General features: G+C 69.5%; 23 protein-coding genes and 1 pseudogene. 14 read left to right on the top strand and 10 right to left on the bottom strand.

Annotated elements, in window-relative coordinates:
* From ABTV10_RS22125 to trmB, 3 genes are read right to left on the bottom strand one after another with little or no spacing between them, the layout of a single operon-like run.
* Nucleotides 1–2658: an MMPL family transporter gene (locus tag ABTV10_RS22125; protein WP_499030469.1), complete on the bottom strand. Its 2658-nt coding sequence runs from the start codon at nt 2656–2658 to the stop codon at nt 1–3.
* 11 nt (nt 2659–2669) lie between these two features.
* A complete protein-coding gene (locus ABTV10_RS22120) occupies nt 2670–3362 on the bottom strand; it encodes an NYN domain-containing protein (RefSeq protein ID WP_433607576.1) in 693 nt (230 codons plus the stop codon).
* On the bottom strand, nt 3359–4135 hold the full coding sequence (gene trmB, locus ABTV10_RS22115) for a tRNA (guanosine(46)-N7)-methyltransferase TrmB (RefSeq protein ID WP_499030467.1): 777 nt from the start codon (nt 4133–4135) through the stop codon (nt 3359–3361). The genes ABTV10_RS22120 and trmB overlap by 4 nt, the downstream gene beginning before the upstream one ends.
* Nucleotides 4136–4351: 216 nt before the next feature.
* On the opposite strand from trmB, the gene ABTV10_RS22110 reads away from it, so the two are divergent.
* The 6 genes and pseudogenes from ABTV10_RS22110 to epsC form a co-directional block, all read left to right on the top strand.
* The gene (locus ABTV10_RS22110; protein ID WP_499030465.1) at nt 4352–5053 is read left to right on the top strand and encodes a hypothetical protein; all 702 of its coding nucleotides are present in this window, start codon (nt 4352–4354) and stop codon (nt 5051–5053) included.
* Nucleotides 5050–6483, top strand: a complete 1434-nt coding sequence (locus tag ABTV10_RS22105) for a hypothetical protein (protein ID WP_499030463.1) — start codon at nt 5050–5052, stop codon at nt 6481–6483. Before ABTV10_RS22110 ends, ABTV10_RS22105 begins: the two co-directional genes overlap by 4 nt.
* A gap of 32 nt (nt 6484–6515) precedes the next feature.
* On the top strand, nt 6516–6821 hold the full coding sequence (locus tag ABTV10_RS22100; RefSeq protein WP_499030460.1) for a DUF6802 family protein: 306 nt from the start codon (nt 6516–6518) through the stop codon (nt 6819–6821).
* Between the two features lie 290 nt (nt 6822–7111).
* Nucleotides 7112–8941, top strand: a complete 1830-nt coding sequence (locus ABTV10_RS22095) for a phosphoenolpyruvate carboxykinase (GTP) (protein WP_499030457.1) — start codon at nt 7112–7114, stop codon at nt 8939–8941.
* A 227-nt stretch (nt 8942–9168) separates the two neighbouring features.
* Entirely contained in the window at nt 9169–10101 is a 933-nt protein-coding gene (gene cysK / locus ABTV10_RS22090; protein WP_499030455.1) for a cysteine synthase A, read from the top strand.
* Nucleotides 10102–10115: 14 nt separating this feature from the next.
* Nucleotides 10116–10625, top strand: a pseudogene (gene epsC, locus ABTV10_RS22085) (serine O-acetyltransferase EpsC); the annotation flags it as partial.
* A gap of 117 nt (nt 10626–10742) precedes the next feature.
* Here the strand turns inward: epsC and ABTV10_RS22080 are convergent.
* Nucleotides 10743–11384 (bottom strand): TetR/AcrR family transcriptional regulator, encoded by a 642-nt coding sequence (locus ABTV10_RS22080; protein ID WP_499030452.1) that lies wholly within the window; start codon nt 11382–11384, stop codon nt 10743–10745.
* 104 nt (nt 11385–11488) lie between these two features.
* Between ABTV10_RS22080 and ABTV10_RS22075 the strand changes: the two genes are divergently transcribed.
* A complete protein-coding gene (locus tag ABTV10_RS22075) occupies nt 11489–12343 on the top strand; it encodes an SDR family oxidoreductase (RefSeq protein WP_499030449.1) in 855 nt (284 codons plus the stop codon).
* 110 nt (nt 12344–12453) lie between these two features.
* The gene (locus ABTV10_RS22070; RefSeq protein ID WP_499030446.1) at nt 12454–13125 is read left to right on the top strand and encodes a hypothetical protein; all 672 of its coding nucleotides are present in this window, start codon (nt 12454–12456) and stop codon (nt 13123–13125) included.
* Nucleotides 13126–13167: 42 nt separating this feature from the next.
* Here ABTV10_RS22070 and ABTV10_RS22065 read toward each other — a convergent pair whose 3' ends face one another.
* The 3 genes from ABTV10_RS22065 to ABTV10_RS22055 all read right to left on the bottom strand — a co-directional run bounded on the left by ABTV10_RS22065 (nt 13168) and on the right by ABTV10_RS22055 (nt 16950).
* The gene (locus ABTV10_RS22065; protein ID WP_499030444.1) at nt 13168–15171 is read right to left on the bottom strand and encodes an APC family permease; all 2004 of its coding nucleotides are present in this window, start codon (nt 15169–15171) and stop codon (nt 13168–13170) included.
* A gap of 70 nt (nt 15172–15241) precedes the next feature.
* Nucleotides 15242–16201, bottom strand: a complete 960-nt coding sequence (locus ABTV10_RS22060) for a cation diffusion facilitator family transporter (protein ID WP_499030442.1) — start codon at nt 16199–16201, stop codon at nt 15242–15244.
* A 53-nt stretch (nt 16202–16254) separates the two neighbouring features.
* A complete protein-coding gene (locus tag ABTV10_RS22055; protein WP_499030440.1) occupies nt 16255–16950 on the bottom strand; it encodes an IclR family transcriptional regulator in 696 nt (231 codons plus the stop codon).
* 100 nt (nt 16951–17050) lie between these two features.
* Between ABTV10_RS22055 and ABTV10_RS22050 the strand changes: the two genes are divergently transcribed.
* From ABTV10_RS22050 to ABTV10_RS22025, 6 genes are all read left to right on the top strand, one after another.
* On the top strand, nt 17051–18289 hold the full coding sequence (locus ABTV10_RS22050; RefSeq protein WP_499030438.1) for a styrene monooxygenase/indole monooxygenase family protein: 1239 nt from the start codon (nt 17051–17053) through the stop codon (nt 18287–18289).
* A 65-nt stretch (nt 18290–18354) separates the two neighbouring features.
* Nucleotides 18355–19269, top strand: coding sequence for an AraC-like ligand-binding domain-containing protein (locus ABTV10_RS22045; RefSeq protein WP_499030436.1), 915 nt, complete (start codon nt 18355–18357; stop codon nt 19267–19269).
* Nucleotides 19270–19432: 163 nt separating this feature from the next.
* The gene (locus ABTV10_RS22040; RefSeq protein WP_433607549.1) at nt 19433–20662 is read left to right on the top strand and encodes a styrene monooxygenase/indole monooxygenase family protein; all 1230 of its coding nucleotides are present in this window, start codon (nt 19433–19435) and stop codon (nt 20660–20662) included.
* 13 nt (nt 20663–20675) lie between these two features.
* The gene (locus ABTV10_RS22035; RefSeq protein ID WP_433607547.1) at nt 20676–20984 is read left to right on the top strand and encodes an EthD family reductase; all 309 of its coding nucleotides are present in this window, start codon (nt 20676–20678) and stop codon (nt 20982–20984) included.
* A gap of 13 nt (nt 20985–20997) precedes the next feature.
* Nucleotides 20998–21519: a flavin reductase family protein gene (locus tag ABTV10_RS22030; RefSeq protein WP_499030434.1), complete on the top strand. Its 522-nt coding sequence runs from the start codon at nt 20998–21000 to the stop codon at nt 21517–21519.
* Between the two features lie 110 nt (nt 21520–21629).
* The gene (locus ABTV10_RS22025; protein ID WP_499030432.1) at nt 21630–23078 is read left to right on the top strand and encodes an aldehyde dehydrogenase family protein; all 1449 of its coding nucleotides are present in this window, start codon (nt 21630–21632) and stop codon (nt 23076–23078) included.
* Nucleotides 23079–23183: 105 nt separating this feature from the next.
* On the opposite strand, the gene ABTV10_RS22020 is transcribed toward ABTV10_RS22025, so the two are convergent.
* The 3 genes from ABTV10_RS22020 to ABTV10_RS22010 form a co-directional block, all read right to left on the bottom strand.
* On the bottom strand, nt 23184–24632 hold the full coding sequence (locus ABTV10_RS22020) for an aldehyde dehydrogenase (protein ID WP_499030430.1): 1449 nt from the start codon (nt 24630–24632) through the stop codon (nt 23184–23186).
* An 85-nt stretch (nt 24633–24717) separates the two neighbouring features.
* Nucleotides 24718–25605: an ROK family protein gene (locus ABTV10_RS22015; protein WP_499030427.1), complete on the bottom strand. Its 888-nt coding sequence runs from the start codon at nt 25603–25605 to the stop codon at nt 24718–24720.
* Nucleotides 25606–25713: 108 nt separating this feature from the next.
* A complete protein-coding gene (locus ABTV10_RS22010) occupies nt 25714–26493 on the bottom strand; it encodes a class I SAM-dependent methyltransferase (protein ID WP_499030425.1) in 780 nt (259 codons plus the stop codon).
* Between the last annotated feature and the right edge of the window lie 91 nt (nt 26494–26584).

The raw sequence follows: 26584 nt of genomic DNA, 5'->3' as shown, positions 1-26584 counted from the left end.
TCAGTCGGTGACGTCGACCGAGTCGTCGTCCCGGTGGCGGGCGAGCAGTTCGCTCACGCTGACGGTGGCACCGTCGACGCGGTGATGTCGACCGGTGTCCGTGTCGGACGACTCCTCGGCGACCTCGTACCGGGCCGGGGGTTCCGGCTCCGGTGCCGGTGTCGGCTCGGGTGCGGGTCCCGGTTTCACGGCCGGGATCATGCCGGTGTGCGGCGCGCGGAGCGCCGCGAGCCACGCCACCTCGTCGCCGTCCGGGCGGGACGGCTGCGGCCGGGGCCGCGGCTCGGGTGCCACCGCCGGCGCCGGCTTCGGCACCTCGTTCGTCGGCGTGGGACCCGGTTCGGGCGCGGCGGGCCGCGGCGTCGCCGAGCGGGCGCGGGGCGCCGCCGACACCCGGGGGAGGGGCTGCGTCAGCGGTTCCGACGGGCGGGTCGGCAGAGGCGGGGCCGGGGCCGCGGCCACCGCGGTGTTCGCAGTCGCCAGCACCGGCACCTCCGCGGCGTTCAGTTCGTCGTCGAGGATCGGCTCGCCCAGCCCGATCTTCTCCTGGATCCGCTTCATCCACGCCGGTGCCCACCAGCAGTCGTCGCCGAGCAGCTTCATGACCGCCGGCACCAGGAACATGCGGATCAGCGTCGCGTCGATGACGAGCGCCGCGATCATGCCGTAGGCGATGTACTTCATCATCACCAGTTCCGAGAACCCGAAGGCTCCGGTGACCACGATGAGGATCAACGCGGCCGCGGTGATGATGCGACCGGTGTGCGCGGTGCCGACCCGGATGGCCTCGGTGGTGCTCGCGCCCTGCGACCGGGCCTCGACCATGCGGGAGAGCAGGAACACCTCGTAGTCGATGGACAGGCCGTAGATGATCGCGACGATCAGCACCAGCACCGGCGACGTGATCGGCCCCGGGGTGAAGTTCAGCACGCTCGATCCGTGCCCGTCGATGAAGATCCACGTCAGGATGCCGAGCGTCGCCCCGAGTCCCAGCGCGCTCATCAGCACCGCCTTGATCGGCAGCACGATCGAGCCGAACGCCAGGAACATCAGCAGCGTCGTCACCGCCAGGACCGAGACGATCATGAGCGGCAGGTTGTCGAGCAGGGCGCTGATGCTGTCCTGCTCGATCGCGGGTGTCCCGCCGACGAGGACCTGGACGCCGTCCGGGGTGTCCATCGATCGCAGATAGGCGATGGTGTCCGCGGAGTCGTTGCGGTCGATCAGACCGGCCTTGAGGACCTGGACGCCGTCCTTCGCCGGTCCAGTGATCGAGAACTTCTCCACCAGGCCCGGCGCCTCGTTGGCGCTCTTGATGATCTGGCCGACCTCCGCGCCCTGGGCGCCGCTGACCACCAGCTTGACCGGCTCGGTGCGGCTGCCCGGGAACAGCTCGTCGAACTGCTCCTGCGCGACACGCGTCGGGTTGTCCGGCGGCAGATAGTCCTCGTTGATGCCGCCGAACTTGATGCCGGTCATCGGGATGATGAGCAGCAGGAGGCCGACGACGATGGGGATGGTGACCTTGAGCGGGTTGCGCATCACCCAGCGCGTGAGCCGGCCCCAGATGCTGGACTCGATCTCCTCGGTCGACCTGATCTGACCGAACCGCTTGAGCCCGAACTTGTCGATGCGTCGGCCCAGGATGCTCAGGATCGCCGGCAGGACCGTCACCGAGGTGAACGCGGCCAACAGCACCGTCGCGATCGCGCCGTAGGCGACGGATTTGAGGAAGCCCTGCGGGAACAGGATCAGGCCGCCGAGGCTGACCGCGATCATGGTCGCGGAGAACAGCACCGTCCGACCCGCGGTCATGACACTGCGGCGCACCGCCGCGCGCGTGTCGTACCCGTCGCCCAACTCCTCGCGGAACCGGCTCACGATGAACAGGCCGTAGTCGATCGCCAGACCCAGGCCGATCAGCGACACCACCGACATCACGAACACGTTGATCTCGGCGAAGTGGGTGAACAGCCGCACGATGCCGTTGGCACCGAGGATCGTCAGGCCGCCGACGATCAGCGGCAGCGCGGCGGCGACGACGCCGCCGAACACGAAGAACAGCAGCACCGCGACCGCCGGGATCGCGATGAGCTCCATGCGTTTGAGGTCGTTGGCCATCGTGTCGTTGATGGCGCTCGCGACCGGCTGCATGCCGGCGAGCTGGACCTCGACACCGTCGATGTCGAAGGCGTCCCGCACCTCGCGGAAGTTGTTGGTGATCGCGGTGTCGTTGTCGCCCTTCAGCGCGATACTCGCGATGGCGTGCGTCTTGTCCTTGTCCGCCAGGGACGCGACCCGCGGCGTGTTCGGCACCGCGAAATAGCTGGCGTTGACCTTCGCGACCTCGTCGGGGTGTTCGGCCAGCACCCGCTGCAGGCTCTCGGAGACCTTCGCCGCGAAGGCCGGGTCGTCGACGGTCTTGCCGTCGGGCGCCGTGTACATCGCCACCACGTCGCCCGCGGTGTCACGGCCGAAGGTGCCGTCCGCGAGCTTGGCCGCGGCCACCGACTCCGACCCCGGATCGTCCCAACCGCTCTGACTGAGGTGAGGCCCGAGACCGGAACCGTAGGCGCCCAGCGCCAACAGTCCGGCCACCATCACCGCGATGACGGTGAAACGGGCCCGGTAGACGAGATCTCCCCAGCGAGCGAACACGAATCGACTCCTCAGCGCCCGACGAGCAGGGCGGACAGTGGGCGGAACGGCTGCAACCAGGCACCCTCGTCGGGAAGCGACTCGAGGCTCACCCGCGGCAGCGGCTCACGGAAGACACCAGGGATGTCCTCGAGATCGACGAAGTCCAGGATGTCGGACGAGACCGCCCAACTGGCGTGCTCGCGGAACCCGAGAACCTGCACCGGCACGCCGGTTGCCGCGATGTCCTCCAGAGGCTCACGGAACGCCTGCCCGTCCGCGGAGGCGACCATGACACCGGCCAGACCCTCACCGCGGCGAAGCTCGATGTGGTGGAGCATGTCGGCATCGACGTCGCTGTCCTCCTCCACCTTGGGCTTGGCGAACACCGCGAAACCCACATTACGCAGCGCCTCCACCCAGGGGCGGACAACATCGGCGCTACCAGGGGCGATGTTGGTGAACACCGTCGCCTCGGGCTCGAGCGTGGCGGTCTCGGTGGCGGAAAGCTCCGCGGTCCGCGACAGCAGCCAGCGGCCCAGGGCGTCGAAACGGGGCCGGTACGCGGCCGTCGGACGTCCGCCCAGAATCGCGCCGAGCCCCATGTCGAGGTTCGGTGCATCCCAGACCAGCAGCACGCGCTTGTGCTGACGGGCGTCGCGTCCGTTGTCGCCGAGGGAATCGTGGGCAAGCCCGGTGCCGGGCGTGCCTTCGCTGAGACTCATGACTTGATCTTCCCCCAGATGAGTTCCGTGATGCTGCTTCCGACCTTGTGTGCCTTGTCCTCGAACTTCGTCACCGGACGCTCGTGCGTCATCGGGGACTCCCAGTCGAGTTGGGTGAGCAGCGGCTCCGCGTCACCGGCCTCGCGGATCGCCTCGGCGTACTCGGCGTGGTCGGTCGCGACGTGCAGCACACCGCCCGGCTTCAGCCGGCTCGCGATGAGCGCGAACGTCGGGGCCTGCAACAGCCGACGCTTGTGGTGGCGGGCCTTGGGCCACGGGTCCGGGAAGAAGACCCGGACACCGGTCAGCGATTCGGGGGCCACCATGTGCTCGAGGACCTCGACGGCGTCGCCGCGCAGCACCCGGACGTTCGGGATGTCGTCGCGCTCGACGAGCTGGAGCAGTTGAGCGAGGCCGGGCCGGTAGACCTCGATCGCGATCAGGTTCACGTGCGGCTCGGCCTTCGCCATCGCGGCCGTCGCGGTGCCCGTTCCGGAGCCGATCTCGATGATCAGCGGAGCTTCGCGGCCGAACCACGCCGTGGTGTCGAGCAGATCGTCGCCGACGTCCCGGCCGATCGCGGGCCACATCCGGTCCCACGCACCCTGCTGCGGATCGGTCAGCGAACCACGGCGGGAGCGGAAACTGGTCACCCGCGGGTAGAGACGTGAACCCTTCTCGGCGCCGACGGGCCGGTCTGCCTCAGCGTCGGCGGGCACGGGATCGACATCGTCGCGCGGGGTCTCGGGTGCGTCCTGATCGGCGTGGTTCACCGCACCATTGTCACGTATGTCCGAGAGTGTCGGCCGACACGGTCTGCGGATAATATGGACAATTTGGTCGGATTTCGGTGGTCCGGGTCCCCATTCGCCAGCATTCTGCCTGGTAGCGACGACCGCCGTGGGCCCCACGTGCTCTTGATCTCCTCTTCTCCGCACTGACAGAATCGGCGTCGCCGGTCGGGCGGGGGAACACAGGGGGACACAGTCGTGAGCGGATACGAGCTGCTCGGCCGCATCGCGGCGGACATCGGCGGCGCGGCCCGGCAGGCGCTGGACGAGGCGACCGGGCCGATCCGGATCCAGGTCGCCGGCCGCGCGGGCGTCGGACGCACCGCCGTCGTGGGTGTTCTGGCGCGCGCGGGCCTCGGGTCCGTGACCGAGTCCTCGGCGGTGGACGTGCCCGGCGCCGCCGACCCGGTCCTCGACGGTGACGTCGTCGTCTACGTCCTGTCGGGAGCGCTACGCACCCCCGACGTCGACGCCCTGCGCCGGGCGCCGCGAGGCGCGACGATCGCGCTGGTCAACAAGGCCGATCTGCTGGCGTCGTGGGGCGTTGCGCTGCGGATCGCCGCCGAATGCGAGGCCGAGACGGGCGTGCGGACCCTGCCGCTGGTGGGCCGCGAGCCCGCGCCGGGAACCCCGGACGGCGCGGCGGACGTGGTCGCCGCCGTCGCGGCCGCCGCTCGCATCGCCCAGGCCCGTCGCGGCCGGGCGGCCCTGAAGGTGTTGGCGGAGGCTGCGGCGCGCGGACCGGACCGGGATGTCCTCGAGAGTTATCTGCGCAGCGACGAGGCCGTGCGGCTCGCGGCGGCCGCGGCGGAGGTGCCAGGAGATGGTGCCGCGGATCGGCGCCGACGCGACCTCGCCGGTCGACGCCTGTCCGCCCGCGCGTTCCAGGAGGTGCGGTGACGCCCGACGTGCCCCAGTTTCCGCCCGACGCTCAACGGATCGTCGAACGGTGGGACCCGGAGGGCCTGTGCCGGTGGCGCGACCGGGACCGGTCCGGCTGCGCGGTTCACGTCGTGGCGGTGCGCGGAATCGACCCGACATCCGTGCTCGACGCCCTGACACCGTTCGATCCGGTGACCTGTGCGCCGGACGGGGCCGCCGTGGTGGTGATGGTCCTCGACGGCGCCTCGGTGCTCGGACGCGACGAACTGTCCGCGCTCGACGCGGCCGCAGCGGACGTCGAGCGGGTGGTCTTCGTGCTCACCGGCGGTGACGCGCACCCGGACCGGGACGCGGTGCGGGAGCGGGACGGGGCGCTGCTGCGGGCGCACGCGGCGCGCTTCGCCGACGCCCGCGTCCTCCCCGGCCCCGAAGCGCTGCCGGCGGTGGTGGGCGACGCGCTCGCCGCCGATCCCGGCGTGATCGCCGACCGCAATACCCGCCGCGGCGCGCACTCCCTGGTCGAACGGACCTGCCGCCGGATCACCGAGACCGCCCGGGCGACGCGGGACGGCAGCGACGCCGCCGGCGCCGAGCTGCGGGCCCGCAAGGCTCGGCTGGTCGCGATGCGCGACGGCGGGCGGGCGGAACGGCTGGCCCGGGTGCGCGGCGACGTCCAGCGGGCCCGGATCGACCTGATGCACGCGGCGGGCACCGAGGTCCGCGCCGTCTCGGCGGCCGTGCGCGCCGACATCGACCGGTCCGGCCGCCGCGAGCTGTCCACGCTGCCCGACCGGATGGGTGAGCTGGCGGGCCGCGCGGCGACCGACCTGGACGAGGTGGTCGGGCGTCGGCTCACGGAACTCGCCGCCCGAGCCGGAGTGTCCGATCTGCCGGCGGCGGCCCCGGCGCCGCCCGATCCGCCGCCGGGTCCGGAGCCGCGGCACCGCGGCGTCGAGGACCGGATGATGGTGGTCGTCGGGGCGTCGGCGGGTGTCGGTCTGGGCCGGCTCGCGGTGGCCCCGATCTCGATGGTGCCCGCGCTCGACATCGCCACGATCCCGGTCACGCTGGCGCTCGGCGGGGCGGCGGCGTGGTGGCTGGCGGGGGCGCGGCGGCTGGTCGCCGAGCGGGTGCACCTGCGGCAGTGGGTGTCGGACGCCGCCGCGCACCTGCGGTCGCAGCTCGAGCAGCGGGTACTCGGGCGGATTCTCGAGACGGAGGCGGCGGTGAGCGCCCGCGTGATCGCGGACAGCCGTGCGGCGGGCCTCGCGGTGGACGAGGAACTGGCCGCTGTCGACGGCGAGGCGCGACGGCTCGCGGCGCAGCGCAGCGGCCGCGTCGCGTCGTGCGAGCGGGATCGTGCCGCGCTCGCCGAGGTTCTCGAGGCCCTGGAGAACTCGAAGAAATCGTGGGAACCGGGCGGCGTGGAACCGCGTCCAACTCCTTGACGACAGTTGCGCGGCAACCAGCGGGAGGCACCATGATCACCACCGAGGAGTTGACGGCCGACCGGCCGGACATCGATCCCGACGAATTCGGGGCCGAGTCGGGCGCGGTGTCCCTGACGGGCGCCGCGTTCGACATCGACGGCGACGGCATCCTCGACACCCAGTCCTTCGACGTGGACGACGCGCTCGTCGTCGCGACCGACACGGACGCCGACGGCGATGCCGATCACGTGACGATCGTCGACGGTGACGGCGAGTACTCGGCGTGGGAGTTCCGCCGCGATGCCGACGGTCGGGAACACTGGGAACTGGTCGACGAGGGCGGCCTCGACCTCTGAAAATGCGAGGTTTGCCGGAGCTGGTGACGTCCGGTGCCGTCTGAATCGTTCCTGTGACCTAACCGACGACACCCGGTTCTCCCCAGATCGACCCGCGGCGTTAACCTCTATAGCTAGGACACCCGGCACCCGTGTCCTTCGTTCGTTGTCCGCGGTGACGTACGCGGGCGACTGGCGGAGTAGGCGGGCTGCACCCCGCCGAGAGGGGGAAATCGGTTCACCTCTCAGCCCCGCTCTGCGTGGGGCTGATCTGGTCGTTCCGGTTCCCGGCCCCACCCCAGGAGAGTTTGATGACCTCAGCGACCATCCCCGGTCTGAACGGAACTGACGGCACGCCCCCCACTGAGCACTCCGAGCTGCTCGCCTGGGTTCGCGAGGTTGCCGAGCTGACCCAGCCCGACCGGGTCGTCTTCGCCGACGGCTCCGACGAGGAGTGGGAGCGCCTGACCGATCAGCTCGTCGAGGCCGGGACGTTCACCCGCCTGAACGACGAGAAGAAGCCGAACTCGTTCCTCGGCAACTCGGATCCCTCCGACGTCGCGCGTGTCGAGTCCCGCACCTACATCTGCTCGAAGGAGCAGATCGATGCCGGCCCGACCAACAACTGGATGGACCCGGCCGAGATGCGGTCGCTCATGACGGACCTGTACCGCGGCAGCATGCGCGGTCGCACCATGTACGTGGTGCCGTTCTGCATGGGCCCGCTCGGTGCCGACGACCCGAAGCTGGGTGTCGAGATCACCGACTCCGAGTACGTCGTCGTCTCGATGCGCATCATGACCCGCATGGGCACCGCCGCCCTGGAGAAGATGGGCACCGACCGTCCGTTCGTGAAGGCCCTGCACTCGGTGGGCGCACCGCTCGAGCCGGGTCAGCAGGACGTCGCGTGGCCGTGCAACGACACCAAGTACATCACCCACTTCCCGGAGGACCGCGAGATCTGGTCCTACGGATCCGGTTACGGCGGAAACGCCCTGCTGGGCAAGAAGTGCTACTCGCTGCGTATCGCGTCGGCGATGGCCCACGACGAGGGCTGGCTGGCCGAGCACATGCTGATCCTCAAGCTGATCTCGCCGGAGAACAAGAACTACTACGTCGCGGCCGCGTTCCCGTCGGCGTGCGGCAAGACCAACCTCGCGATGATCCAGCCGACCATCCCGGGCTGGCGTGCCGAGACCCTCGGCGACGACATCGCGTGGATGCGGTTCGGTGAGGACGGCCGCCTGTACGCCGTGAACCCGGAGTTCGGTTTCTTCGGCGTCGCGCCGGGCACCAACCATGGCTCCAACCCCAACGCCATGAAGACCGTCGAGGCCGGCAACACGCTGTACACCAACGTGGCGCGCACCGACGACGGCGACGTGTGGTGGGAGGGCCTCGAGGGCGACCCGCAGCACCTGATCGACTGGAAGGGCAACGACTGGACCCCCGAGTCCGGCACTAACGCCGCCCATCCGAACTCGCGCTACTGCACCCCGATGTCGCAGTGCCCGATCCTGGCTCCCGAGTGGGACGACCCGCAGGGTGTGCCGATCTCGGCGATCCTGTTCGGTGGCCGCCGCAAGACCACGGTTCCGCTGGTCAGCGAGTCCTTCGACTGGCAGCACGGCACCTTCCTCGGTGCGACGCTGTCGTCCGAGCAGACCGCCGCCGCAGAGGGCACGGTCGGCTCGGTCCGCCGCGACCCGATGGCGATGCTGCCGTTCCTCGGCTACAACGCCGGCGACTACCTGAACCACTGGATCAACCTCGGCAAGAACGCCGACTCGGAGAAGCTCCCCAAGATCTTCTACGTGAACTGGTTCCGTCGTGGCGCGGACGGCCGCTTCCTGTGGCCCGGTTTCGGTGAGAACTCCCGCGTGCTCAAGTGGATCATCGACCGCATCGAGCACAAGGCCGACGCCGTCAGCACCCCGATCGGCTACGTCCCGACCGCGGCCGACCTCACCCTCGACGGCCTGGACGTCGAGGCCGCGGATGTCGACGAGGCCCTGGCCGTGAGCGTCGACGAGTGGAAGGCCGAGATCCCGCTCATCGAGGAGTGGCTCGAGTTCCTCGGCGAGAAGGTGCCGTCGGGCGTCCGCGACGAGTTCGAGGCCCTGAAGCAGCGCCTGGGCTGATCTCCCTGCTTCGACCGAATGTCACATCGGTTCAGTTCTACTGAACCGATGTGACATTCGTCGTTTCGGGGGTGATCGTGGAGGGGCACCCGCCCACAATTGCGTCGACGTGCGTATACGTTCGTACGTAAGCGGACCCGGCTCCGTGCCGTTCACGACGGGATGGTGCAATAGCAGCAACCTGACATCGACCCGGCTGCCCGACGTGGCCACGAGGAGGATCCGGCATGGGGATCTACAACAACGTCACCGAACTGGTCGGACGCACCCCGCTGGTGCGCCTGAACCGGCTGACCGAGGGCCTGGGCGCCCAGGTGGTGGCGAAGCTCGAGTTCTACAACCCGGCCAACAGCGTCAAGGACCGCATCGGTGTCGCGATCATCGACGCCGCCGAGCAGTCCGGCGAGCTGAAGCCCGGCGGCACCATCGTCGAGGGCACGTCCGGCAACACCGGCATCGCGCTCGCCATGGTCGGCGCGGCCCGCGGCTACAAGGTCGTCCTCACGATGCCCGAGACGATGTCCACCGAGCGTCGCGTCATGCTGCGCGCCTTCGGTGCCGAGATCGTCCTGACGCCGGGCGCCGAGGGCATGGCCGGTGCGGTGAAGAAGGCCGAGGAGCTCGTCGCGCAGACCGAGAACGCGGTCCTGGCACGTCAGTTCGCCAACGCCGCGAACCCGGAGATCCACGCGCGCACGACGGGCGAGGAGATCTGGGCCGACACCGACGGCGACGTCGACATCTTCGTCGCCGGCATCGGCACCGGCGGCACCCTGACCGGTGCCGGTCGCACGCTGCGCAAGTACAAGCCCGAGGTCACGATCGTCGGCGTCGAGCCGGCCGACTCGCCGATCCTCAACGGCGGCCAGCCCGGTCCGCACAAGATCCAGGGCATCGGCGCGAACTTCGTGCCCGAGGTTCTCGACCGCGAGATCTACGACGAGATCATCGACGTCGAGTTCGACGACGCGATCGGCGTCGCCCGCAGCCTCGGCACCGACGAGGGCATCCTCGGCGGCATCTCGGCGGGCGCGAACGTGTGGGCGGCGCTCGAGCTGGCCAAGCGTCCCGAGAACGCCGGCAAGCTGATCGTCGTCGTGGTGCCCGACTTCGGCGAGCGCTACATCTCGACCCCGCTCTTCGAACACATCCGAGGCTGAGAATTGTGAGTGTCCTGCGCACGATCCGGGAGGATCTCCAGGCAGCAAGGGGTCAGGATCCGGCCGCGCGCAGCAACGTCGAGAACGCCGTCGTGTACTCGGGCCTGCACGCGATCTGGTCGCACCGGATCGCGCACCGCATGTGGGCCAAGCCCGCGCTGCGCGGACCGGCTCGGATGCTGGCCCAGTTCACGCGGTTTCTCACCGGCGTCGAGATCCACCCCGGCGCCACGATCGGCCGGCGGTTCTTCATCGACCACGGCATGGGTGTCGTGATCGGGGAGACCGCCGAGATCGGCGACGACGTCATGATCTACCACGGCGTCACCCTCGGCGGCCGGTCGCTCGCCAAGGCCAAGCGGCACCCCACGATCGGCAACCGCGTCACGATCGGCGCCGGCGCGAAGGTCCTGGGGCCGCTCGTGATCGGCGACGACAGCGCGATCGGCGCGAACGCCGTCGTCACCCGCGACGTCCCCGCAGACGCCATCGCGACCGGCATCCCCGCCGCCGTGCGGCCACGGAAGCGGCACGAGCAACTCGTCGACCCGACGTCGTACATCGATCCGGCGATGTATATCTGAGTTCGGTTCAACAGCTGAAGGGTCCCTTCATGCGCTGACAGCGTATGAAGGGACCATTCAGCTCTCGGGGGTGTCCGCCGACGGGATGGGGGCGTGCACGTCCATCCAGCGCAGCATGGCGTCGACGGCGTCGGCCGGTTCGGTGTCGGCGCCGGACAGTGCCCACTCGGCCAGCGCGGCGCCTGCAGCGGCCTGGTAGGCGGTGGCCAGTGCCTGGCAGATCGCGGGCGGCGCCTCGGGGAGGCGGCCGTGGATGTATCCGGCGAGTTCGTCGATCCAGGGTCGATACGCGACCGACGCCATGGCCGCGATCTCCGGCTCGTGCGAGATCAGTTGCAGCCACTCGCGACTGACGTGCCGGATGCGCGGCTGGTGCGAGACCGAGGACACGACGGCGGTGCGGATCGCCTGGGCGAGCGGGGCGTCGTCGTCCGCCGCGTCGAGTCCTGCGCGCAGGCGCTGCGTCGCCGCACCGACGCCGACCCATGCGATCGCGGCCTTCGACGCGAAGTGGCGGATCAGTGTCCGGGTGCTGATTCCCGTCGCCTCCGCGAGGTCGTGCCAGCCGGTCGCGGCGTATCCGCGCTCGGACCAGAGCCGCAGCGCGGCCTCGGCCACTGATTCGGCGTCGAGCACGCTCGGCCGGCCCGGCCCCCGGCGGCCCGATCGCGAAGCGGCCGAAAGTGGTTCGCCGTTCATCCGCGGATCACAACATTTATGGCGTAGTGTGTCAAATTCGTCGGCATGGGCTCGCCGGGGACGGTCCTCTGCGCCCGTCGGCCATCGTGGGGAGGGCGTGGTTCATGGGTGTCTACGCGGTCACCGGTTCGGCGTCGGGCATGGGGCGCGCGGTCGTGGAGAAGTTGACGGCGGCGGGACACACCGTCATCGGCGTCGATCTGCAGGGCGCGGAGGTGGTCGCCGACCTGTCCACCGCGGAGGGCCGTCGGCACGCCGTGCGGGAGGTGCTCTCACAGGCCGGGGGCAAGCTCGACGGTGCTGTGCTCGCCGCGGGCGTCGGCCCCGTCCCGGGCGCCGACCGGCTGCCGCTGATCGGCGCGGTGGACTACCTGGGCGTCGTCGAGTTGCTCGACGGATGGCGCGCCGCGCTGGCGGCGTCCGGTAAGGCCAAAGTCGTTGTTTTCGGCAGTAATTCGACGACCACGACCCCGGCGGTGCCACGGCGCACGGTCAGGGCCCTCCTGTCCGGCGACGTGGACAAGGCGGTGCGGTCGCTGCGCTTGTTCGGCAACGGCGCCGCGCCGATCATGTACGCCGGATCGAAGATCGCGGTCACCCGGTGGGCCCGCCGGCACGCGACGACGAAGGAGTGGGCCGGTGCCGGGATCCGGCTCAACGTCCTCGCTCCGGGCGCGATCATGACTCCGCTGCTCGAGAAGCAACTCGCGACGCCGCGGGAGGCGAAGACCATCCGGCGTTACCCGGTGCCGGTCGGTGGCTTCGGCGACGCCGGGCACCTCGGCGACTGGGTGGTGTTCATGCTCTCCGACTCGGCGGACTTTCTCTGCGGGAGCGTTGTTTTCGTCGACGGTGGGTCCGACGCGTACTTCCGTCCCGACGCCTGGCCGAAGCCGGTTCCGGTCGCCCGCCTCGCTGCCTACGCCTGGCGCTTTCTGAGATTTCCCGGAAACCGGTGAAGCGACCGTCGGTGGGGCCGTGGCATGCGACGATGGGCGCCTGATCTTGTTCGTGCCCGGTCGCGGAGAGCGTCGGGCGTCACCCGTCACATCGGACACGGAGGAAAGACGTGAAGTTGCGGAAGGCGAAAAGGGTTGCTGCGGGGCTGATTGCGTCGACGACGATGGTCGTCGGCCTCGCGCTGACCGGCACCGGGACGGCGGCCGCGGCCGACCGACTCGACGGACCCACGCTGACGGCCGAGCAGGGCTCCTTCGGCGGCAAGAACCTCGAACTCACGTTGACCAACCCGAAGAAGGCCGTGGGTCTGCTCGGCGAGTCCACCTGCACCTCGGTGTTGCTCGACGGGCAGAAGGCGCTCGAGGCCTTCGTCGCGTACAACGCCAACGACTACGCCAAGCTCGTCGAGATCATGCTGTCCCCGGGACTGCGCCTCGGCCCGTCGGCGAGCAACAGCATCCTCTTCCCCGGACCGAACACCGGAACCAAGACTCTCCAGGTCGACACCGGTGTCTACATCTACCTGGGCGCGTGCGGCGGGTGGAACTCGATCCTGGACCCGAGCAACGTCGGTGTCTCGATGTCGCCGGTGATCGTGCCGGACGGTCTCGGCAGCGTCTCCCCGGTCGTGTCCTTCGGCAGCGCCGCGCTCGACGCCGGAATCGGCAGCTCGACCCTGCTGCCGCTGCTCGGGCTCGATGGCGGATCGAGCGGGTCCAGCGGATCGAGCGGATCGAGCGGGTCGAGCGGGTCCAGCGGATCCACCGGCAGCGCGAGCTAGCTCGAAGCGCGTGACGGCGGGGAGCGAAACGTTTCCCCGCCGTCACTGCCGGTTCGGCGGCGTGGACGGGGTCGTCGGGGCCCGCAGCACGCCCCGGCGGCTGGACGCGTCGAAGGGTACGATGATCGCGACCGCGTGCGGGACGTCGCTGACGATCCGGGCGATGTGGTCTGCGGTGCGGTCGTGCAGGACCCGGCCCAGCAGCGAGCTGTAGATGCGCCGAGGCAGCAGGATGCTGATCTCGGTGCGGGGTGCGGAGGCCCGGGCGATCAGCTCGAGCGTCGCGTGCCCGAGCCGTCGGTCCGGGCATTCGACGAGCTCGAGCGGCACCTCCAGATCGCTGTTCTCCCACTCGCGTTTGAGGTGTGCGGCGTGGGCGTTGTCGAGGACGAAGTGCACGGCCCGCAGTTCGCTCGGACGCAGGCTGCGCCCGTACCGCAGGGCCTCGATGGTCGCGAGGTCGTACGCGTCGACCAGGACGATGACGATGTGGTGCGAGTACACCGCCTCGGCGTCGGCCTCTGCGTCGCCGAGTTCGCGCAGTTCGGCGGCCTCCTCCCGGTACTCCCGATTCAGCCGGATCAGCACCAGCACGAGTGTCGGGAACACCAGCACGACGACCCACGCCCCCTCGGTGAACTTCGCGATCGCGAAGATCGCCACCACGATCGCCGACGTGATCCCGGCGGCGAGATTGAGGGTCATGCCGCGGCGCCAGTGTGGTCCGCGGGCCTTCTGGTGGTGCCGCGCCATCCCGAGACCGGCCATCGTGAACCCGGTGAACACCCCGATCGCGTAGAACGGCACCAGCGAGTTGACCTTGGCGTCGGTGGCGATGAGCAACACGACCGCGATCGCGGTGAGGGTGACGATCGCGTTGGAGAACACCAGGCGGTGGCCGCGGCGGCGGAGCTGGCGGGGCAGGAACGCGTCGTCGGCCACGAAGCTCGCGAGGAAGGGGAAGCCGTTGAAGCTGGTGTTGGCGCCGGTGAACAGGATCAGCGCGGTCGCCGTCTGCACGACGACGAACAGGACGTCACCGATCGCGCCCGAGCCGAAGACGATCCGCGCCTCCTGGCTGATCACCGACGGGTAGCCGGCCGCGTACGGCGTCGCGTGCGTGAGATAGGCGAGCAGCGAGACGCCGCTGACCAGAAACGCCAGGATCGACGCCATGATCACCAGCGCGCGGCGGGCGTTGGGGCCCTCGGGCTTCTGGAACGCGCTGACGCCGTTGCTGATCGCCTCGAGTCCGGTGAGCGAGGTGCCACCGTTCGCGAACGCGCGCAGGATCACCAGGACCGTCGCGCCCATCACCAGACCGTCACCGTGCGCGATCGGAACGGCGCCGTCGAGGGCGGTCGGGTCGATCCGGCCGAGGTTGCCGAGCAGGGCCTGGACGCACCCGACGACGATGACGACCCCGATCGACCCAGCGAAGAAGTACATCGGGAACGCGAACGCGTGGCCGGCCTCCTTGAGCCCGCGCAGGTTGCCGTACGCGAGCAGCAGCACCGCGCCGACGGTGATCTCGAGGCTGTACGGGCCCAGGGCGGGGACCGCCGACACCACCGCGACGGTGCCGGCCGCCGACTGCACCGCGACCGTCACCACGTAGTCGATCAGCAGGGCGACCGCGGCGATCTGGGCGGTCTTGGGGCCGAAGTTGTCCCGCGCGACGACGTACGAGCCGCCCGCGTGGGTGTAGAGCATCACGACCTGCCGGTACGACAGCGTGAGCAGCAACAGGATGACGAGGATGACGCCGGTGATCGGCAGCAGCAGGGTGAACGCGGCGAGCGCGGTGTACGGGAGGAGTTCGATCAGCACCTGTTCCGGACCGTACGCGGACGACGAGATGCAGTCGGGCGACAGCACTCCCAGCGCGGTCGTCTTCGACAGTCGCTCCTGGTGCAGGCGCGCGGTCGTCAGCGGCGGCCCGAGGAGTCGGCGCTTGATCCGGTAGCCGAGCCTCTCGGGCAGATGAGCATCGAACCTGCCGCGGCTCGCGACATCCCGAGAGGCGGAACTGATGGGAGGATCCACGGATGCTCCAGAGCGGTCGGAGGACGCTCCCTCCAGTTGTACTCGTGGTCGCCGGGACCGGCAGCCGGAATCACACAGGCAGGCTCGGCTCCTCAGCCGTCGACAGTGTCAGCACCGCCTTTCGGACGGCGGCGGTCTCGCTGGTGATCCGGTCCTCGAGCGCACGGAGTCGGTGCGCGACGCGGGACTCGGTGTCGTCGCCGACCAGGTCGACGCTGGCCACCAGATACACCTGGTGCGGTCCGAGGAACTCCATACGCAGGTACGTGACCCGCTTGACCTCGTCGTATTCGAGGAGTTTCGCGATCGCCTGCGATCGCAGTTCCGAGGTGCCCGGCTCGCCGACGAGGAAGCGGCGGTTGCGGTCGAGCAGCACGAGGGCGATGACGCCGAGCAGGACGCCGACCGCGATGGAACCGATCGCGTCGGGCACCGGCGACCCCGTGATCTGGTGGGCCAGCACGCCGGCGAACGCGATGACCAGACCGATCAGGGCGGCCGCGTCCTCGGCGAACACCGCCCGCACCGTCGGATCCGAAGTCAGCAGCGCGTGCTCGAGGACGTCGCGGTGGGCGGTGCTCGCCTCGCCGCGCAACTGCCTGAACGCCTGCCGGAACGAGATCGCCTCGAGGACGAACGCGATACCGAGCACCGTGTACGCGACACCGAAGTCGCCGGCGGGTTCCGCGTGCACCAGTTCCTGGATGCCGTGCGTGATCGACACGCCCGCACCGACCGCGAACAGGCCGAGCGCCGCGAACAGCGACCAGATGTAGGCCTCACGGCCGAAGCCGAGCGGATGGTCGCGGTCGGGTGCCTTGCGTGCGCGGCGGTCGGCGACCAGCAGCAGGACCTCGTTCCCGGTGTCGGCCCACGAGTGGGCGGCCTCGGCGACCATCGACGCGGAACCGGTGATCGCCGCCGCCGCCGACTTCGCCAGCGCGATCAGGGCGTTCGCGACGAAGGCTACGACGACGGTGACGGTGCTCTCGCCGCCGGGTTCCGTGCGCGTCGTCGGGGAGGTCGCCATCGCCCCAGGCTAGGCGCAGGTACGGGAGGGCGCCGGACGAACGCGGTGGGCGCTCACCGGTCGACGCCCCGGATTCCCAGTTGCCCGAGTTGATCGGCGGCAGCGGCCAGGGCTCTCAGCGCGACGCGCTGGTCCACCGTGCCCGGTACGAAGACGACGCAGAGGCTCCCGACGCGTCCCTGCTCGAACTCGACGGGGACCGCGAGCATGCCCAACCCCGGCAGCACCTCGCCGACCGTTCTGGCGTAGCCGGTTTCCCGCGCCAGGCCCACCTCGGGGCGCTCGTCGGGCGCGGGCGGCAGCGCCGCGAGGATCGCCAACCCGGCCGCGCCCTGGTCGAGGGGGTGGCGCATCCCGTCCTGCAGGCTCACGGTCGCCGGGCGGTCCGCCTGCGCCGACATCAGGACGAGGGCGTCGGTGTCCCGCCGGACGGCGAGGTAGGCGCTCGCCGAGACGGTCCGGGTGATGTGCTTCAGCGCCTGCTCCGCCAGCGCGGTCAGCCCGCGGTTCGACGCCGCGCCGATGACGAGCGGCGTCCACCCGAGTTCGTACCGGCCGCTGTCGTCGCGCTGGAGGTAGCCCCGGGATTCGAGTGTCGTGAGCAGTCGATAGGCGATCGAGCGGTGCAGGCCCAGCGAGCCCGTCACGTCGCCGGCCGTGCACGGCGCATTGTCGGCAACCCACTCGAGGACCGCGAGGCCCCGATCGAGCGTCTGTGACGTGACACCCGACTTGTCGCTCTTTCCCACGCGGCCCCCTCCGGGCGATGTTGTGCGCCGCATCACAGAAGGCGTACCATCGCACTCGATATTCGGTCTTATGGCTCGATATTAGAGCACGAGGTGATTGATGAGCATCGGGATCGTCGGCGGAGGCATCGCCGCGCTCCACCTGGCATTGGCCCTGCAGAAGGGGCAGGTCGATGCTGTCGTCTACACCGCTCGGGACTACGGCGAGCTACCCGACGGACCCCTTCTCAACACGGTCGTCCATCACAATCCGACGATCGTCAGGGACGAGTTCCTGGACGCGGATCACTGGCCCGCCGACCGCTACGGCTACCGCCGGCACTTCCATCGCCTGGGCGGGAGCGATCCCGTCGAGTTCACGGGACTGTTCAGTCGGCCCTCGTCGGCCGTCGACCATCGCCTGTATCTGCCGGCCCTCGCGGGGACGTTCGCCGATCGAGGAGGGCGCATCCGCACCGCCGCCATCGGGGCGCGCGATCTCTCCCGTCTCGCCGCACAGCACGATCTGGTGGTGATCGCGTCGGGCAAGGGCCCACTCAGCGGGCTCTTCGACCGTCGGGCAACGCTGTCTCCCTTCCACGCGCCGCAGCGCCGCATCTGTGCGGGTCTGTACACGGGCATCCGGCGGCGCATCGAAGACGGGGTCGGGATCAGCATCGCGCCCGGGGTCGGCGAGTTGCTCGAGATCCCCATCATCACCCGGCACGGCCGAGTCACCGCGCTGTTGTTCGAGAACCTTCCGCATACCGAGGCGTCCGCCCTCTCGAACATCGATCCGGCGAGCGAGGGCGGCGGCGTGTTCACTCGCGCGGTCCTGGATCTGCTCCGCCGCCACCACCCGATGACACTCGAACGCGTCGACGAGGCCGAATTCGGATTGACCGATCCCCGGGATCTCCTGCAGGGCGCGGTCATTCCGGCATTTCGCGAGGACTACTTCGAAATCGAAGACGGAGTCTTCGCGCTCGCGCTGGGCGACGCGCACGTCGTCGTGGACCCGATCATGGGTCTGGGCGCGAACATTGCCGCCTACAGTGCCGGCGTCGTCGCGGATCGCGTCCTCGACAGCCGCGGGATCTTCGACGAACTGTTCTGCGAGGACGTGGCCCGTGCGCGCATGGGTGTGCTGCACGGCGCATCGCAGTGGACCAACCTCATGTTGCGGCAACATCCGCGTGTCTCGGACGTACTCCGGGCCGCCTCTCGAAACCCGATGCTGGCCAACACCTTCACCGACAACTTCGACCACCCCGATCGTCAGTGGAAGATCCTGGCGACCGATCGCCGCGCGGAGCGCTTCATCTCGGACGAGCTCGTGCTCGCGCCGCCCGCCATCTGAAGGGACGAACTCCATTGTCGGGCTTACCGGTTTCCGGCCCAGGAAGTACCCGCGGCACTGACGGGGTGGCACCTGAACTCCGAGTCGACTGCTGGCGGGAGCTGGTGTCCCAGCTCTACGTCCCGCTCAGCGCGGATACGACGTCTGCCGACTTCGGTGGCCGCGTGCAGCTGAGCAAACTCGGCGCGACGGTGGTCTCTCGGGTGGAAGCCGGACCGCACACCGTGCATCGCAGCAAGGCCATGATCGCCGCGAGCGAGCGAGGTTGCTACAAACTCGGCCTGCAGCTCGAGGGGGACGCCATCCTGTCGCAGGACGGCCGGCAGGTCGTCCTGCGACCCGGTGACTTCGCCCTCTACGACACGGACAAGCCCTACTCGATCGACTTCACCACGCCGACCGATATGGCGGTCTTCATGTTTCCGCGGGAGCGACTGAGGCTCTCGCGTGCGGCGATGGAGACGATGCCGGCCCGCGGCGTCCGCCGTGACGACGACCTCGGAACACTGATCGGTCCGCTGCTGACCCGGCTGATCCGGCAGACATTCTGCGACGAAGGTTCCTCCTCTGCACTTCCGATGGCCGATGCGGTGGTGGATCTCCTGTCGGCATTGCTGAACGACCAGTTCGGGGAACGTGAACGCCGCGGAGTCGACGCTCTCCTGTTGGAGGCCAAGTCCTTCATCGATCAGAACCTGTCCGATCCCGCCCTGTGCCCGGATGCCGTGGCGGCGGCAGTGCACGTTTCCACCCGTTATCTCCAGAAGATCTTCTCGGCGGACGGACACTCGGTGGCGAAGTGGATTCGACAGCGCCGCCTCGAGGAGTGCCGGCGGGACCTGGTCTCCGACAGGGATGTCTCCTCGGTCGGGGCGGTCGGTGCCCGCTGGGGACTTCCCGACAGCGCCCACTTCAGCCGAGTCTTCAAGGGGCACTTCGGTGTCAGTCCGAGTGAACTGCACCGCTCGTCCAGGAGCTGATCGACCCCGGCCGCGACCGGATGCGGTCGGAGGCGGTGTGCGCGAATCGTCAAGGACTGTTCCCTGCACGCCATGACGCAGCCCCACTCGCGCTGCGATCGTAGAAGCCAGTAGGGGTTCGAATTCTCCTGCAGGACAACAGCTCGCAGAGGAGCACTCACGTATGCCGAATATCGGAATCATCGGCGCGGGTATCGGAGGCCTCCAGTTGGGACTCCAACTGCGCCAGCACGACATCCCGGTCACGATCTACACCGACAAGACCGCCAAGCAGATCGCGTCCGGGCGGCTGCTCAACAGCGTGGCACACCACGGTCCGACACTCGAGCGTGAACGCCAGCTCGGCGTTCACTACTGGCCTGTCGAGGAGTACGGGTACTCGTGTCACCACCACTACGTCGGCGGTGATCAGCCCCTGTCGTTCCGCGGCGACTTCACCAACTGGTCGAGCGCAATCGACTACCGGCTCTACATTCCCCGGCTCACCGAGGAATTCGAGAACCGCGGCGGCAAGCTCGAGGTCCGCATGCTGCAGGCCGAGGACATCGAACCCATCGCCGACCGGCACGACCTGATCGTCGTGGCCGCAGGCCGCGGAGCGTTCGCGTCGATGTTCCCGCGCCGGCTCGAGTACAGCCCGTACGACAAGCCGCAGCGACTGCTCAGCGTCGGCCTGTATCGAGGTATCGCCCAGTCCGAGCCGCGCGGCGTGACCATCAGCTCCTCGCCCGGTCACGGCGATCTGCTCGAGATCCCGATGTTCACCGAGGACGGCTTCCTCACGGCGCTGCTGTTCGAGAATGTGCCGGGCGGTGAGCTCGAAGTCCTGTCGAAGATGTCCTACGAGGACGACCCGACGACATTCGACAAGACCGTCCTCGAAGCGCTCGCACAGCACCACCCCACGACGTTCGAGCGCGTCGATCCGGCACAGTTCGGGCTGAACCGATCGATCGACCTGCTCCAGGGCGCGCTGGTACCGACGGTTCGCGCCGACTACGCGAGACTGCCCGGCGGCAAGTTCGCACTCGCGATCGGCGACGTGCACAGTGTCGTCGACCCTCTGCTCGGGCAGGGCGCCAACTCGGCGTCCCACTCGTCGTGGGTGGCCGGGGAAGCGATCATCGAAGATCTCGGATTCGACGAGATCTTCTGCCAGCGGGTCGCATCGCGCCGGGCGGACGTCGTGCTCGGTGCAGCGCAGTGGACGAACATGATGCTGGCGCCGCCGGCCGACCATGTCCAGCGACTGTTCCAGGCGATGAGCGTCGACAAGGCCATCGCGGACGAGTTCACGCACAACTTCGACCACCCCGACCGGCAGTGGCAGATCCTGGCCACCGCCGAGCGGACGGACCGATTCCTGGCCCGACACGGAATTCCGACGGCGTAGGGGGACGACCGACATGTATCGACTGATGGTGCTGTATCCGCAGCCGCAGGATCCGCAACACTTCCGCGAGTACTACATCGCCCATCATCTCCCCCTCGCCGCGCAACTCCCGGGTCTGCGCAGCATGCGCTACAGCCTCGACCTCACCGGACTCGGCGAGCCCAGTCCGTACTTCGGGGTGTGGGAGGGGGAGTTCGACTCCCGCGAGGCGATGGAGGAGGCGCTCGGTTCACCGGTGGGTCGTCGCGTGGGCGAGGACACGGCCAATTACGCCACCGGCGGGGCGCACCTGGTCCACTTCGCCGTCGAGGCGAACCGGTGACGGGGAGAGTGTCGTGACAACCCCCACCCACCCCGGAACGGGCACCACCCCGGATTCGCGGGCGTTCCGAGATGCCATGGGGCGCTTCGCCACCGGCGTCACCGTCATCACCACCCGGACCGAGAGCGGTATCCGCGGAATGACGGCGAACGGCTTCATGTCGGTATCCCTGGATCCCGCGCTCGTCCTGGTCTCGCTGGGAGACTGCGCCATGGCCGGGCATCTCGAGCAAGGGGACCGCTACGGCGTGACGCTGCTGGCCGCGAATCAGGAAGCGACGTCCAAACACTTCGGGGGTCGACGTCAGCCGGGCCTCGACATCGAGTTCGCGGAGTACGGGCAGCACGTCTTCGTTCCCGGTGGGCTCGCCGAGATCGGGTGTCGCATCGTCGATCGGCACCGCGCGGGGGACCACACTCTCTACATCGGGGAGGTGGAACACCTCGAGTACCGCGACGGCGCGCCGCTGTTGTTCTACACGGGCGGCTACCGCGCATTGAACGTCGGCCTCAGCGACGACCTGTTCTTCTGCTGACATCGCCCGGCGCAGCGGGGTGACACCTCGATCGGTGGCACCCCGCCCGCGCCTGACCGCGCCGCCGGAGCGAGTCGCGTGATCGATTCGAATTGCTACCAAGGAGATTCATGACTACACGTGAACGGCTGCTGATCGGCGGCCGATGGGTCGACGCAGATTCCGGCCGCGAGTTCGAAACGCGGGATCCGGCGACCGGCGAGGTGCTGGGCGTCGTCGCCGACGCGGGGGCGAGCGACGTGGATGCCGCGGTGGACGCGGCCCGCGAGGCGTACGCCGATCCGGCCTGGCGGAACATGACCCCCGCCGAGCGAGGGCGGCTGCTGTGGCGGATCGCGGACCTGATCGAACGCGACGCCGACGCGCTCGCGGAGCTCGAGACGCGCGATCAGGGGCAGCCGCTCGGGGTCGCGAAGACCGTCAGCCTGGCCATGGCCGCCGACGTGTTCCGGTACTACGCGGGCTGGTGCACCAAGATCGAGGGCCACACGTCCGCGGTGTCGATCCCGGGCACGATGCACTACACCCGCCGTGAACCGATCGGCGTGTGTGCGCTGATCACCCCGTGGAACTTCCCGCTCATGATCGCCGCGTGGAAGCTCGCTCCGGCCCTCGCGTGCGGGAACACCGTCATCCTCAAGCCGGCGGAGCAGACTCCGCTGACCACCGTGGCGCTGGCCCGAATCTGCGTCGAGGCCGGTGTCCCGCCCGGCGTGGTGAACTGCCTGACGGGTGGTCCCGAGGCAGGTGCGGCGCTCAGTGCGCACGCGGGCGTCGACAAGGTGTCCTTCACCGGGTCGACGGAGGTCGGTCGCAAGATCGTCGTGGCGGCGTCGTCGAACTTCAAGCGCGTGACACTCGAGCTCGGCGGCAAGGCGCCGAGCGTGATCGCGCGCGATGCCGACATCGACGCGGCGGTCGCCGGGAATCTGCAAGGGGCGCTGCTCAACAGCGGCCAGGTCTGTGCGGCCTACACCCGCTTCTTCGTCGACTCCAAGCGCGTCGACGAGTTCGCGGAGAAGATCGGAGCGGCCGCCGCGGCGCTGCCCGTCGGCCCCGGCATGTCACCCGAAACCGTCATCGGGCCCCTGACGTCACCCGAGCACACCGCTCACGTCGACCGGTTGGTCCGGTCCGGTATCGCCGAGGGGGCACAGCTCGTCACCGGCGGGGCGCGGCTGGAGGGTGAGCTCTCCGGCGGAAACTTCTACAGCCCTACCGTGTTCACCGGCGTCACCGACGAGATGACGATCGCGCGCGAAGAGATCTTCGGACCTGTCCTGTCGATCCTGTCGTACGACGACCCCGACGAGCTCGCAGCGCGCGCGAACAACACCGACTACGGTCTCGCGGCGTGCATCTGGACGAAGGATCTGACCACCGCCCACAACCTGGCTGCGTCGATCCACGCGGGCAGCGTCTTCGTCAACATGCTGCCGTTCCTGGACCCCGCCGCCCCGTGGGGAGGATTCGGCGCCAGCGGGTGGGGTCGCGAGATGAGCTCCAACGCGATCGACGAATTCACCGAAACGAAGGGCGTCTGGATCAACCTGGCGTAGCGGCGTGGCAGTCCGGCGATGCCGCGTTCGCGGGTGACCGGCCGCCCAGACGCGTCAGGCGCGGTCCCACGATCGGGACCGCGCCTGACAGCGTCGGATCGACAACTATCCCGTGTAGCCGGGGGGCATCAGGACCGACTTGAGTTCGAGGTACGCCTCGAGACCCTCCGGCCCGCTCTCGCGGCCGATACCGGAGTTCTTGTAGCCGCCGAACGGTGCGCCCGGATCGAAGGCGTACCAGTTGATGGCGTAGGTGCCGGTGCGGATCTGCTTGGCGATCTCGACGCCCTTCGCGATGTCGGTGGTGTACACCGAACCGGCCAGGCCGTAGTCCGAGTCGTTGGCAATCTTGATGGCCTCGTCGACGGTGTCGTAGGGGATCACCGACAGGACGGGGCCGAAGATCTCCTCGCGGGCGATCGTCATCGAGTTGTCGACGTCGGCGAAGATGGTCGGCTCGACGAACCAGCCCTTCTCCAGGCCGGCGGGCTTGCCGCCGCCGAGGACGACGCGCGCGCCCTCCGCCTTGCCCTTCTCGATGTAGCCGAGGACCTTGTCGCGCTGCTTCTCGGTGATCAGCGGGCCGAGCTGGGCGCCCGGATCGTCCGGCATGCCGACCGGCATGAACCCGGCGAACTGCACCATGGCCTCGAGGATCTCGTCGTAGCGCGAGCGCGGCGCGAGGATGCGGGTCTGGCCGACACACGCCTGGCCGGAGTTCATCAGGCCCGACATGACCAGCATCGGCATGGTCGCCTGGACGTCCATGTCCTCGAGCAGGATCGCGGCCGACTTGCCGCCGAGCTCGAGCGAGCAGCGCTTGAGCTGCTCGGCCGCGATTGCGCCGATCTTGCGGCCGACGGCGGTGCTACCGGTGAAGGTGACCTTGTCGACGTCGGGGTGCGAGACGAGGTACTCGCCGGTCTCGGCGCCGCCCGGCACGATGGACAGCACGCCCTCGGGCAGGCCGGCCTCGGTGAAGATCTCGGCGAGCATGTTCGCGTTCAGCGGAGTCTCCGGTGCCGGCTTGAGCACCACGGTGCAGCCCGCGAGCAGCGCCGGGGCCAGCTTGTTCACGGCGAGGAACAGCGGCACGTTCCACGCGATGACGGCGCCCACGACGCCGACCGGCTCGCGGTAGACGGTGGTCTGTCCGAACGCGCCCGTGCGGGTGTCCTCCCACTCGAACTCGTTCGCGAGACCCGCGTAGAAGTTGAGCACCGCCAGCGACATGATCTTCTGCATCGTCTCGACGCCGGACGGCGGCGCGCCCATCTCGCCGGAGATGGTGGAGACCAGCTCGGCGCTGCGTTCCTCGATGAGCTTGGCGACCTTGGCGAGGATCTCGCCGCGCTGCGCCGGGGTGCTCTCGGCCCACGGGCCGGACTCGAAGGCGCCGCGCGCCGCGGCGACGGCCGCGTCGATGTCCGCCGGCGCGGCAACGGGAACGCTGCCGACGCGCTCCTCGGTCGCGGGGGAGAACACCTCCAGCCGCTGGTCGGTCGCCGGAGCGACCCATCGGCCGCCGATGAAGAGTTTGTCGTAGTCGGTCATCAGTTCATCCTCGCTCTTGTGGAGTGCCGCGGGTCACACTAGAACACGTTACAGCGAGTTTGGAAGGGTGAGTCTCGATCACCGGTCAGAGCCCGTCGATCGCGAGGAGTCCGGCACCGGTCAACGTCCCCAGGACGCCGAGTTCGGCGGGGACGAGCCGCAGCTCACGAAGGAACGGCAGCCGGCCCTGACGAGCGGCGGCCGCGGTCATCGGATCCCACAGCGCGCCCCCGGCCTGCGCGAAGCCGCCGCCCACCACGACCAGGTCCACGTCGAGCAGAGCGGCGGCCGACGCGAACGCCTGCCCCAGGGCGGTCCCGGCCCGTTCGAGGGCTGCGACGGCGGTGGACTCGCCGAGTCCGGCGTCGACGGCCAGGTCCGCGCCCGTCGACCCGCTCCACCCGTTGGCCCGCGCCCAGCGCAGCGCCGCCGGGCCGCTCGCGACGGTCTCCAGGCAGCCGACGGCGCCGCACCCGCAGCGCTCGTCGCCGCCCGGCACCACCACGTGCCCGATGTGGCCGGCGTTCCCGGTGCGCCCACCCGCGATCACGCCGCCGCGGATCACCCCGCCCCCAACCCCGGTCGACACCACGACCCCCAGCAGATCGGCGGTGCCGCGGCCCGCGCCCAGTCGGTGCTCGGCATAGGCGGCCGCTGCCCCGTCGAGCGCGAGGGGCACCGTCGCCGCAGGGAAGAGGCCGCGCACGGCGTCGACGATCGGGAAGCCGCCGCGCCACTCACGGATGTTGACCGGGGAGACCGCGCCGACGGCGGTGTCGACCGGGCCGGCGGACGCGATCCCGACCGCCCGCACCGGCGCATCGCCGGCGACCTTCCGCAGCAGCGCCGCGCACGCGTCCCACACGTCGGCCGGGGGCGTCGGCACGGTCCGCGGGGCCAGCGGTCGACCGTCGGCGCCGACGAGCGCCGCCGCCATCTTGGTGCCGCCGACGTCGAGCGCGAGTGCGGTCATGGTTCGAGATTAGTTGCCGCGCATTCCCGGGACCTGCCGCGATTTGCGCACCTGTCGTTGATTTCTGGGTTCGAAACCAGCGATAAGTGCGCAAATCGCGGGGAAGGATCAGCGCTTGCGGACGACGAGAACCAGGTTGCTCACCAACAGCTCCCGCAGCACCGGGATCTTCACCATCCACCACGCCCAGCGCGGGTGGTAGCGGGGGAACGCGGCCAGGACGTCGCCGCCGGTCTGGGCCCGCGCCCACCGCAGCCCGTCCTTCGCGCCGATGTCGAACAGCGACACCCCGAATCGGTTCTTCGGTTCCTTGCCCTGCTTGCGCCGGTAGCGGCGCGCCGCGTACTCGCCGCCGAGGTAATGCCACGGCCCGGTCTCGTGGCCGCCGAACGGCCCCCACCACAGCGTGTACGACAGCACCATCAGCCCGCCGGGCTTGGTCACTCGCAGCATCTCCTCGGCCATCACCCACGGCTGCGCCACGTGCTCGGCGACGTTCGACGAGAAGCACACGTCCACAGCGTCGGTGCGGATCGGCAGCGCCAGACCGGAGCCGCGGATCGAGTCGCCGACGCTGAGCCCGGCCGCATGCATCTCCGACGGATCCGGCTCGACCGGGATGTACCGGGCGCCGGCCCGGCCGAACGCGTCGGCGAAATAGCCGGGGCCGCCGCCGACGTCGAGGACGGTCGTCCCGGTCAGGTCCCGGTCGGTGAGCCCGCGGTGGAGGTCGCCGATCAGCTCGACCGAGTCGCGGGCGAGGGCGCCGTAGAACAGTTCCGGATCGGTCTGCTCGTACCGGAAGTCGCTGAGCAGTCCGACCGACCGCTTCAGGGTCGCGCGGCGGGCGAAATGGCGGGTCACGCGCGGTGCGCGGGCGAAGATCACGGGAGGAACCTTAGCGATCGGACATATCGCGGTCCCGTTCGCCGGTTTCCCCTACTTGACGGTAGGGCGAGCCGCGTCCAGCCGATAAGGT

The sequence above is a fragment of the Paraburkholderia sp. RHO2 genome (assembly GCF_050955445.1).
Lineage (GTDB): Bacteria > Actinomycetota > Actinomycetes > Mycobacteriales > Mycobacteriaceae > Prescottella > Prescottella agglutinans_A.
Note: the sequence above shows the minus strand (reverse complement) of the source record. Positions and strands in the feature narration are given on the sequence as shown.

Bases quoted from the DNA above. Each gene is read 5' to 3' on its own strand.
- ABTV10_RS22120 (WP_433607576.1), bottom strand. From the start codon at position 3,362: ATGAGTCTCAGCGAAGGCACGCCCGGCACCGGGCTTGCCCACGATTCC.
- ABTV10_RS22100 (WP_499030460.1), top strand. From the start codon at position 6,516: ATGATCACCACCGAGGAGTTGACGGCCGACCGGCCGGACATCGATCCC.
- ABTV10_RS22095 (WP_499030457.1), top strand. From the start codon at position 7,112: ATGACCTCAGCGACCATCCCCGGTCTGAACGGAACTGACGGCACGCCC.
- cysK (WP_499030455.1), top strand. From the start codon at position 9,169: ATGGGGATCTACAACAACGTCACCGAACTGGTCGGACGCACCCCGCTG.
- ABTV10_RS22080 (WP_499030452.1), bottom strand. From the start codon at position 11,384: ATGAACGGCGAACCACTTTCGGCCGCTTCGCGATCGGGCCGCCGGGGG.
- ABTV10_RS22075 (WP_499030449.1), top strand. From the start codon at position 11,489: ATGGGTGTCTACGCGGTCACCGGTTCGGCGTCGGGCATGGGGCGCGCG.
- ABTV10_RS22060 (WP_499030442.1), bottom strand. From the start codon at position 16,201: ATGGCGACCTCCCCGACGACGCGCACGGAACCCGGCGGCGAGAGCACC.
- ABTV10_RS22050 (WP_499030438.1), top strand. From the start codon at position 17,051: ATGAGCATCGGGATCGTCGGCGGAGGCATCGCCGCGCTCCACCTGGCA.
- ABTV10_RS22040 (WP_433607549.1), top strand. From the start codon at position 19,433: ATGCCGAATATCGGAATCATCGGCGCGGGTATCGGAGGCCTCCAGTTG.
- ABTV10_RS22035 (WP_433607547.1), top strand. From the start codon at position 20,676: ATGTATCGACTGATGGTGCTGTATCCGCAGCCGCAGGATCCGCAACAC.
- ABTV10_RS22025 (WP_499030432.1), top strand. From the start codon at position 21,630: ATGACTACACGTGAACGGCTGCTGATCGGCGGCCGATGGGTCGACGCA.
- ABTV10_RS22020 (WP_499030430.1), bottom strand. From the start codon at position 24,632: ATGACCGACTACGACAAACTCTTCATCGGCGGCCGATGGGTCGCTCCG.
- ABTV10_RS22015 (WP_499030427.1), bottom strand. From the start codon at position 25,605: ATGACCGCACTCGCGCTCGACGTCGGCGGCACCAAGATGGCGGCGGCG.